Here is a 9,389-nt window from a genome sequence, read left to right on the forward strand (position 1 = left end):
GCGCGGGCCGCCGCGCTGCCGGGGCGCTTGCGCTGCACCCAGCCCTCGATGTTGCGCTGCGGGCCGGCCGAGACCGCCAGCGCTCCGGGCGGGACGTCGTCGCGGATCACCGTTCCCGCGCCGGTGTAGGCGCCGTCCCCGACGGTCACCGGCGCGACGAACATGGTGTCCGACCCGGTGCGCACGTGCGAGCCGATCGTGGTGCGCGACTTGGTTTCCCCGTCGTAGTTGACGAACACGCTGGACGCGCCGATGTTGCTGTGCTCGCCGATGTCGGCGTCGCCGACGTAGGTCAGGTGCGGCACCTTGGTGCCGGCGCCGATGGCGGAGTTCTTGGTCTCGACGAACGCGCCGAGCTTGCCCGCCTCGCCCAGCACGGTGCCCGGCCGCAGGTAGGTGAACGGGCCGACGGTGGCGCCGTCGCCGATGACCGCCGAGGTGGCGTGGGTGCGGATCACCTCCGCGGCGTCGCCGACGGTGACGTCGGTCAGCGTCGAGTCGGGCCCGATCTCGCAGCGGCCGCCGATGCGGGTGCCGCCCAGCAGCTGGGTGCCGGGACGCACGACGGTGTCGCGGCCGATCGTGACGTCGACGTCGATCCAGGTCGAGGCGGGGTCGACGATCGTCACCCCGTTGCGCTGGTGGGACGCCACGAGGCGCCGGTTCAGCTCGGCGCCCAGGTCGGCCAGCTGCACGCGGTCGTTGACGCCGGTGACCAGTGCGGTGTCGTCGACGTGCTGGGCGCGCGCCACGTGTCCGTCGGCGCGGACGATGGACACGACGTCGGTCAGGTACAGCTCGTGCTGGGCGTTGTCGGAGCTCAGCCGGCTCAGCGCCGAGCGCAGCGCGTCGACGTCGAAGGCGTAGACACCGGCGTTGACCTCGGTGATGGCCTGCTGCTCCGGGCTGGCGTCGGCCTGTTCGACGATGCCCATGACGGCCCCGTCCTGGGTTCGCAGCACCCGGCCGTAGCCGGTCGGGTCGGCCAGCGTGGTGGTCAGCACGGTGGCGACGGCCGCCTCGGTGCTGTGCGCGGCGATCAGGTCGGCCAGCGTGTCGGCGTCCAGCAGCGGCACGTCGCCGGAGGTCACGACGACGGTGCCGGTGAAGTCGTCGGGCAGCGCGGCCAGCCCGCAGGCCACCGCGTGGCCGGTGCCCAGTTGCTGGTCCTGGACGGCGATCTCCACGACCCGGCCCAGGTCCTGCCCGATGTGTTGGGCTGCCGGTGCGACGTGTTCGCGGTCGTGACCCACGACGACCACCAGGTGGGTGGGGGCGACCTTGGTGACCGCGTGCAGGCAGTGTGCCAGCATGCTGCGCCCGGCCAGGGTGTGCAGCACCTTGGGGGTGTCGGATTTCATCCGGGTGCCGGCACCGGCGGCCAGGATCAGGACGGCGGCGTCACGCATAGATGTCCTTCCGTCGCGAGCGTGCGTGTATGCGGTGCGATACACCGGTCAGCATGGGCGGATCGCGTACGCTCGGCGCTTCTTCTGCTCCGTCGCCAGGACTCGAACCTGAACTATCTGAACCAAAATCAGAGGTGCTGCCGATTACACCACGACGGACCGATCACCCAGAGACTCTAGTGCAAGGAACTACCCTTACCTGCGTGGCTGGCTCTGAGAAGGAGATGCGTGCTCCCCGCGCCCGGATGAGTGGCAGCGAACGCCGCCAGCAGCTCATCGAGATCGCCAAATCGCTGTTCGCCGAGCGCGGCTACGACGGCACGTCGATCGAGGAGATCGCGTTGCGGGCGAATGTCTCCAAGCCGGTCGTCTACGAGCACTTCGGCGGCAAGGAGGGGCTCTACGCGGTCGTGGTCGACCGGGAGATGTCGGCGCTGCTGGACGGCATCACCTCGTCGCTGACCAACAACCGGTCCCGGGTGCGGGTCGAGCGGGTCGCGCTGGCGCTGCTGACCTACGTCGAGCAGCACACCGACGGCTTCCGCATCCTGATCCGCGATTCGCCGGCCAGCATCACCTCGGGCACCTACTCGACGTTGCTCAACGACGCCGTCAGTCAGGTGGCCTCGATCCTGGCCGGCGACTTCTCCCGGCGCGGCCTGGATCCCGATCTGGCGCCGCTGTACGCCCAGGCGCTGGTCGGTTCGGTGTCGATGACCGCGCAGTGGTGGCTCGACGTGCGCGAGCCGAAGAAGGAGGTGGTGGCCGCCCACCTGGTCAATCTGTGCTGGAACGGGCTCACCCACCTCGAGTCCGACCCGGTGCTGCACCAGGAGTAGCCAAACCGCCGTCACCGGCGGCCAATTCGTGACCCAGACCACGTCCGGTGCCGGGGCGGCCGCCGCGGGGGCGGGTGCTTACGATGGAGGTCATCATGACCGCATCGGGGACCCTTGATGTCCACACCCCGATCGCGGGCCTCGTCGAGTTGGCACTTCGTGATCCCTCCCTGCAGGAGGTGTCGCGCCGTGCCGCCGAGCGGCCCGCTGATCTTGACCTCGTCGGCCCGGCCGGAGCCCGGGTCCTCGCCGCGTCGGCGCTGGCCCAGGCGGGCCCGCTGCTGGTGGTCACCGCGACCGGGCGGGAGGCCGACGACCTGACCGCCGAGCTGCGCGGGGTGTTCGGCGACGCGGTGGCGATGTTCCCGTCCTGGGAGACGCTGCCCCATGAGCGCCTCTCACCGGGAACCGACACGGTGGGTGCCCGGCTGATGCTGCTGCGCCGCCTCGCCCACCCGGATGACGCGCGGCTGGGCCCGCCGCTGCGGGTCGTCGTGACCGCAGCGCGTTCGTTGTTGCAGCCGATGGCGCAGCGTCCCGGCGCCGAGACCGAGCCGGTGACGCTCACGGTGGGGGTCGAGGCGGACTTCGACGGCGTGGTGCACCGGCTGGTCGAGTTGGCCTACACCCGGGTCGACATGGTGGGCAAGCGCGGCGAGTTCGCGGTGCGCGGCGGCATCCTCGACGTGTTCCCGCCAACCGCCGAACATCCGGTGCGCGTCGAGTTCTGGGGCGACGAGGTCTCCGAGATGCGGATGTTCTCGGTCGCCGACCAGCGCTCCATCCCCGAGATCGACATCGACACCGTGCTGGCGGTGGCCTGCCGGGAGCTGCTGCTCACCGACGACGTGCGGGGGCGCGCCGCGGTGCTGTCGGCGCAGCATCCGGTCGCCGAGAACAGCGTCGCGGGTTCGGTGCCGGACATGCTCGCCAAGCTCGCCGAGGGCATCCCGGTCGACGGGATGGAGGCTTTGCTGCCGCTGCTGCACCCGTCCGAGCCGGCGAGCCTGACCGACCATCTGCCTGCCGGCACCCCACTGCTGATCTGCGATCCGGAGAAGGTCCGCAGCCGCGCCGCCGACCTGATCAAGACCGGGCGCGAGTTCCTGGAGGCGTCCTGGTCGACTGCGGCGGTGGGCGGTGACGTCCCGATCGACATCGAGGCGCTCGGCGCGTCGGGGTTCGTCGGGTTCGACGACGCCCGCGACACCGCCCGTGCCGGCGGGCATCCGTGGTGGACGCTCAGCCAGCTCGACAGCGGTTCAGCCGAGGCGCTGGCCCTCGATGTCCGCGCCGCCCCGTCGGCGCGCGGCCAGCAGCACAACCTCGCCGAGATCTTCGCGATGCTGCGCGCGCACGTGATGACCGGCGGCTGCGCCGCCGTCGTCACACCCGGCACCGGTACCGCCAAGCGCGTCGTCGAACAACTCGGTGAATCCGACACGCCGGCAACGATGTTGGAGCCCGGCTCGGTTCCCGCCGACGGCGTCGTCGGCGTGCTGAAGGGTCCGCTGCGCGACGGCGTGGTGCTGCCGGGCGCCAACCTGGTGCTGATCACCGAATCCGACCTGACCGGCAACCGCGCCGCCGGCGCCGCCGAGGGCAGGAAGCTGGCCGCCAAGCGCCGCAACGTCGTGGACCCGCTGGCGTTGACCGCCGGGGACATGGTGGTGCACGACCAGCACGGCATCGGCCGCTTCATCGAGATGACCGAGCGGGTGGTCGGCGGGGCGCGCCGCGAGTACCTGGTGCTCGAGTACGCCTCGAGCAAGCGGGGCCAGAAGGCCGACCGGCTGTATGTGCCGATGGACTCGCTGGACCAGCTGTCGCGCTACGTCGGCGGCGAGGCGCCCACGCTGAGCAAGCTCGGCGGCAGCGACTGGGCCAACACCAAGACCAAGGCGCGCCGGGCGGTGCGCGAGATCGCCGCCGAGCTGGTGGCGCTCTACGCCAAGCGGCAGGCTTCGCCGGGGCATGCGTTCGCCCCGGACAGCCCGTGGCAGACCGAGATGGAGGACGCGTTCGGGTTCACCGAGACCGTCGACCAGCTCACCGCGATCACCGAGGTGAAGTCCGACATGGAGCGCCCGGTTCCGATGGACCGGGTGATCTGCGGTGACGTCGGCTACGGCAAGACCGAGATCGCGGTGCGCGCGGCGTTCAAGGCGGTGCAGGACGGCAAGCAGGTCGCGGTGCTGGTGCCGACGACGCTGCTGGCCGACCAGCACCTGCAGACGTTCACCACGCGGATGACCGGGTTCCCGGTCACCGTCAAGGGGCTGTCCCGGTTCACCGACCCGGCCGAGTCGCGGGCGACGCTGGAGGGCATGAAGGACGGCAGCGTCGACATCGTGATCGGCACCCACCGGCTGCTGCAGACCGGGGTTACGTGGAAGGACCTCGGGCTGATCGTGGTCGACGAGGAGCAGCGCTTCGGTGTCGAGCACAAGGAGCACATCAAGTCGATGCGCACCCACGTCGACGTGCTGACGATGAGCGCCACCCCGATCCCGCGCACCCTGGAGATGAGCCTGGCCGGGATCCGGGAGATGTCGACGATCCTGACCCCGCCCGAGGAGCGCTACCCGGTGCTGACCTATGTGGGTCCGCACGACGACAAGCAGGTGGCCGCCGCGCTGCGCCGCGAGATGCTGCGCGACGGGCAGGCGTTCTACATCCACAACCGGGTGCGCTCCATCGATCAGGCCGCCGCGCGGGTGCGTCAGATGGTGCCCGAGGCGCGGGTGGTGGTGGCGCACGGCCAGATGCCCGAGGAGCAGCTGGAGAAGACCGTCGAGGGGTTCTGGAACCGCGAGTTCGACATCCTGGTGTGCACGACGATCGTCGAGACCGGCCTGGACATCTCCAACGCGAACACGCTGATCGTGGAGCGCGCGGACACGTTCGGCCTGTCGCAGCTGCATCAGCTGCGCGGCCGGGTGGGGCGCTCGCGGGAGCGCGGCTACGCCTACTTCCTGTACCCGCCCGAGGTGCCGCTGACCGAGACGGCCTACGACCGCCTGGCGACCATCGCGCAGAACAACGAGTTGGGCGCCGGCATGGCGGTGGCGATGAAGGATCTGGAGATCCGCGGCGCCGGCAACGTGCTGGGTGCCGAGCAGTCCGGGCACGTCGCCGGTGTCGGCTTCGATCTGTACGTGCGTCTGGTCGGTGAGGCGGTGGAGGCCTACCGGGCCGCGGCGGACGGGAAAACCGTTGCCACGCCGGAGGAATCGAAGGATGTGCGGGTCGACCTGCCGGTGGACGCGCATCTGCCGCCGGACTACATCAACAGCGACCGGTTGCGGTTGGAGGCCTACCGCAGGCTGGCGGCGGCCGATCAGCACAGCGTCGACGCCGTGGTGGACGAGCTCGTCGACCGCTACGGCCCGCTGCCCGAGCCGGCCGAGCGGCTCGTCGCGGTGGCCCGGCTGCGGCTGCTGGCCCGTGCGCACGGGGTCACCGAGATCGGGGCGGCCTCGGCGACGACGGTGCGTATCTCGCCGATGACGCTGCCCGACTCGGCGCAGCTGCGGCTCAAGCGGCTCTACTCGGGGGCCAGCTACCGCGCCACCACCTCGACGGTGCAGGTGCCGATCCCGCGGGCCGGCAGCGGGGTGGGTTCGCCCCGGATCCGGGATCTGGACCTGGTGGCGTTCGTGGCCGGGTTCCTGCTGGCCATCGACGGGAAACCGGACGAGGAAGTTGATATAACCAAGTTCGGAGGTGCCCCCGGCGCATGAACCAGGTATGGCCAGCATGAGCGAGCGACGGTGACGGTCGTCCTGGTGGACCCGCGCCGGCCGTCGCTGGTGCCCGTCGAAGCCGTCGAGCTGCTCTCCGGGGATGTGCAGTACACCGAGGAGATGCCGATCAAGGTGCCGTGGTCGCTGCCCTCGGCGCGCCCGGCCTACGACGGGGAGCCGGCCGCGGTGCTGCTGTCCAGCGACGCCGACCATCCGTCGGTGTTGTCGCGGATCTCGGCCGGTGAACGCGTCATCTCCGCGCCGGCCGCACAGTCCGGTGAGCGGCTGGTCGACGCGGTGGCGGTGATGGATCGGCTGCGCACCGCGGGGCCGTGGGAGAGCCAGCAGACCCACGATTCGCTGCGGCGCTACCTGCTGGAGGAGACCTACGAGCTGTTCGATGCGGTGCACGGCGGGGACCTGACCGAGCTGCGCGACGAGCTCGGCGATGTGCTGCTGCAGGTGTTGTTCCACGCCCGCATCGCCGAAGAGGCCCCCGAGCAGGGGTTCGGGATCGACGACGTGGCCGATGCGCTGGTGCGCAAGCTGGGCAATCGGGTGCCGGCGGTGCTGGCCGGGGAGCAGATCTCGCTGGAGGACCAGCTGGCGCAGTGGGAGCAGCGCAAGGCGCTGGAGAAACAGGCGCGGGAATCCTGCATGGACGACATCCCGACCGCGCAGCCGGCGCTGGCGCTGGCGCAGAAGGTGCTGGCCCGCGCCGACGGGGCCGGGGTGCCGGCCGACCTGGTGCCCGATGCGGTCACCGCGGTCACGGTGTCGGCCGAGACCGATGCTGAGCACGCGCTGCGTTCGGCGGTGCTGGAGTTCATGGCCGACGTGCGCGCCGCCGAACGTGCGGTGGCCGCCGCCCGGCGCGGCGCTGACCCCACTTTCAGCGGAGCCGCCGAACTCGACGACGCCCCGCTGGCCGTGATCGGCGAGGACGAGTGGCGCGCGCACTGGCCCGCCGCGGGTACCTCCGGCGAATAACCAGCGAACAAGGGCGTCGAAAAGCCGCTCCCTGCCGCATCGACTGTGCACACTGGTCGCGGGGGACTTGTTGCCGCCTCCCACGCGCCCAGGTGCAGGTCAGCCGCTTCTGCGCGTTCGCGTGGGAACATGGGCTGCGACCAGAGTGGGTTGAGGAGACGACCGGTGACACGGGTGCGGTGGCTACAGGCGGTGGCCGTGATCGGCGCGACAGCGCTGCTCATGGCTGCCAGCTGCTCGTGGCAGCTGGGTAGCCGCATCCCGGAGGGGGTGCCGCCCCCGCCCGGGGACCCGGTCCCGGCGATCGACACCTACGCCTCGGGCCGGCCCGCCGACCAGCTGCACGACTGGGCGGCCGAGCGGGCGCCGGCGCTGGGCATCCCGGTGACCGCGCTGGAGGCCTACGCCTATGCGGCGCGGGTGGCCGAGGTGGAGAACCCCGACTGCAACCTGGCGTGGACGACGCTGGCCGGTATCGGGCAGGTGGAAAGTCACCACGGCACCTACCGCGGGTCCGATGTCGCGGCCAACGGTGATGTCTCGCCCCCGATCCGCGGTGTGCTGCTCGACGGCACCGGCGGCAACCTGGAGATCCTCGACCACGACGCGGTCAGCCATGAGGGCGAGGAGCCGTTCGCCCGCGCGATGGGGCCGATGCAGTTCATCCCGGAGACGTGGCGGCTCTACGGGGTGGACGCCAACAACGACGGCGATGTCAGCGCCGACAACATCGACGACGCCGCGCTGTCGGCGGCGGGGTATCTGTGCTGGCGCGGCAAGGATCTGTCCAAGCCGCGGGGATGGATGGATGCGCTGCGCGCCTACAACCACTCCGACCAGTACGCACGCAACGTGCGGGACTGGGCGACGGCCTATGCGAACGGACATGCCCTCTGAACACGCCGGTACGCCGCCCACGCTCTAGGGTGATGGCCGAGGCCGTTACTCACCCGTCTGGTCACCAGACGCTGCATGCCCGTCACGTCCCCGAGATCTAGGAGGCAACAGTGCCCATCATCGAGCAGGTCGGAGCCCGCGAAATCCTCGATTCCCGGGGGAACCCGACAGTCGAGGTCGAGGTCGGCCTGCTGGACGGCACCGTCGCGCGGGCTGCGGTGCCCTCGGGTGCCTCCACCGGTGAGCATGAGGCCGTCGAGTTGCGGGACGGTGGTTCGCGCTATCTGGGCAAGGGTGTGCAGAAGGCCGTCGAGGCGGTGCTCGACGAGATCGCGCCCGCGGTGATCGGGCTGGGCGCCGACGAGCAGCGCCTGGTCGATCAGGCGCTGGTGGACCTCGACGGCACCCCGGACAAGTCCCGGCTGGGCGCCAACGCGATCCTCGGGGTGTCGCTGGCGGTGGGCAAGGCCGCCGCGCAGGCCGCCGAGCTGCCGCTGTTCCGCTACATCGGCGGACCCAACGCGCACATCCTGCCGGTGCCGATGATGAACATCATCAACGGCGGTGCGCACGCCGACACCGGTGTCGATGTGCAGGAGTTCATGATCGCCCCGATCGGCGCGCCGAGCTTCAAGGAGGCGCTGCGCTGGGGTGCGGAGGTGTACCACGCGCTGAAGTCGGTGCTCAAGAAGCAGGGTCTGGGAACCGGTCTCGGCGACGAGGGCGGCTTCGCCCCCGACCTGCCGGGCACCACGGCCGCGCTGGATCTGATCGGCACGGCGATCGAGGCCGCCGGGCTGAAGGTGGGGGCCGACGTCGCGCTGGCTCTCGACGTGGCGGCCACCGAGTTCTACACCGACGGCACCGGGTACGCCTTCGAGCGGGAGACCCGCACCGCCGAGCAGATGGCGGCGTTCTACGAGGAGCTGCTGGGCGGCTACCCGCTGGTGTCGATCGAGGATCCGCTCTCCGAGGACGACTGGGACGGCTGGGTGACGCTGACCAACGCGATCGGCGACAAGGTGCAGTTGGTCGGCGACGACCTGTTCGTCACCAACCCGGAGCGTCTCGAGGACGGCATCGAGAAGGGTGCGGCCAACGCGTTGCTGGTGAAGGTCAACCAGATCGGCACGCTGACCGAGACATTGGATGCGGTGGTGCTGGCCCACAACGCCGGCTACAAGACCATGATGAGTCACCGCAGCGGTGAGACCGAGGACACCACGATCGCCGATCTGGCGGTGGCGGTGGGCAGCGGCCAGATCAAGACCGGTGCGCCGGCCCGCAGCGAGCGGGTGGCCAAGTACAACCAGCTGCTGCGTATCGAAGAGGAGTTGGGCGACGCCGCCCGCTACGCCGGCGACCTGGCCTTCCCTCGCTACACCCCGGAGTCCAAATAGCCTGTGCCCGAAGCGAAACGGCCCGATCCGAAGCGGCGGGGCCCGGCGTCCCGGCCCGGCAAGCCGCGCGGGACGTCGCGCCGCACCGCGTCGAGCGCGTCCAAGGAC

Annotated in this window: 6 protein-coding genes, 1 tRNA gene and 1 pseudogene; 6 read left to right on the forward strand and 2 right to left on the reverse strand. The window is 70.7% G+C overall.

Annotated features, from left to right (window positions below; all coding sequences use genetic code 11):
- Both glmU and ACXAID_RS25115 read right to left on the reverse strand, forming a co-directional pair.
- Window positions 1-1,409, reverse strand: a 1,409-nt coding sequence (glmU, locus tag ACXAID_RS25110) for a bifunctional UDP-N-acetylglucosamine diphosphorylase/glucosamine-1-phosphate N-acetyltransferase GlmU (protein WP_475024897.1), incomplete at its 3' end; no start/stop codon positions are given.
- Window positions 1,410-1,496: 87 nt separating this feature from the next.
- A tRNA-Gln gene (locus tag ACXAID_RS25115) sits at window positions 1,497-1,568 on the reverse strand.
- Window positions 1,569-1,654: 86 nt separating this feature from the next.
- Here ACXAID_RS25115 and ACXAID_RS25120 point away from each other — a divergent pair.
- From ACXAID_RS25120 to ACXAID_RS25145, 6 genes and pseudogenes are all read left to right on the forward strand, one after another.
- The gene (locus tag ACXAID_RS25120) at window positions 1,655-2,248 is read left to right on the forward strand and encodes a TetR/AcrR family transcriptional regulator (RefSeq protein ID WP_475024902.1); all 594 of its coding nucleotides are present in this window, start codon (window positions 1,655-1,657) and stop codon (window positions 2,246-2,248) included.
- Window positions 2,249-2,343: 95 nt separating this feature from the next.
- A complete protein-coding gene (gene mfd, locus ACXAID_RS25125) occupies window positions 2,344-5,991 on the forward strand; it encodes a transcription-repair coupling factor (protein WP_475024898.1) in 3,648 nt (1,215 codons plus the stop codon).
- Between the two features lie 30 nt (window positions 5,992-6,021).
- Window positions 6,022-6,984: a nucleoside triphosphate pyrophosphohydrolase gene (locus ACXAID_RS25130; RefSeq protein WP_475024899.1), complete on the forward strand. Its 963-nt coding sequence runs from the start codon at window positions 6,022-6,024 to the stop codon at window positions 6,982-6,984.
- Window positions 6,985-7,149: 165 nt separating this feature from the next.
- Complete coding sequence (locus tag ACXAID_RS25135; RefSeq protein WP_475024900.1) at window positions 7,150-7,881, forward strand: lytic transglycosylase domain-containing protein; 732 nt, start codon at window positions 7,150-7,152, stop codon at window positions 7,879-7,881.
- Between the two features lie 110 nt (window positions 7,882-7,991).
- A complete protein-coding gene (gene eno / locus ACXAID_RS25140) occupies window positions 7,992-9,281 on the forward strand; it encodes a phosphopyruvate hydratase (RefSeq protein ID WP_475024901.1) in 1,290 nt (429 codons plus the stop codon).
- A gap of 3 nt (window positions 9,282-9,284) precedes the next feature.
- Window positions 9,285-9,389, forward strand: a pseudogene (locus ACXAID_RS25145) (septum formation initiator family protein); the annotation flags it as partial.

The sequence above is a fragment of the Mycobacterium sp. ABE4_509 genome, assembly GCF_056160785.1.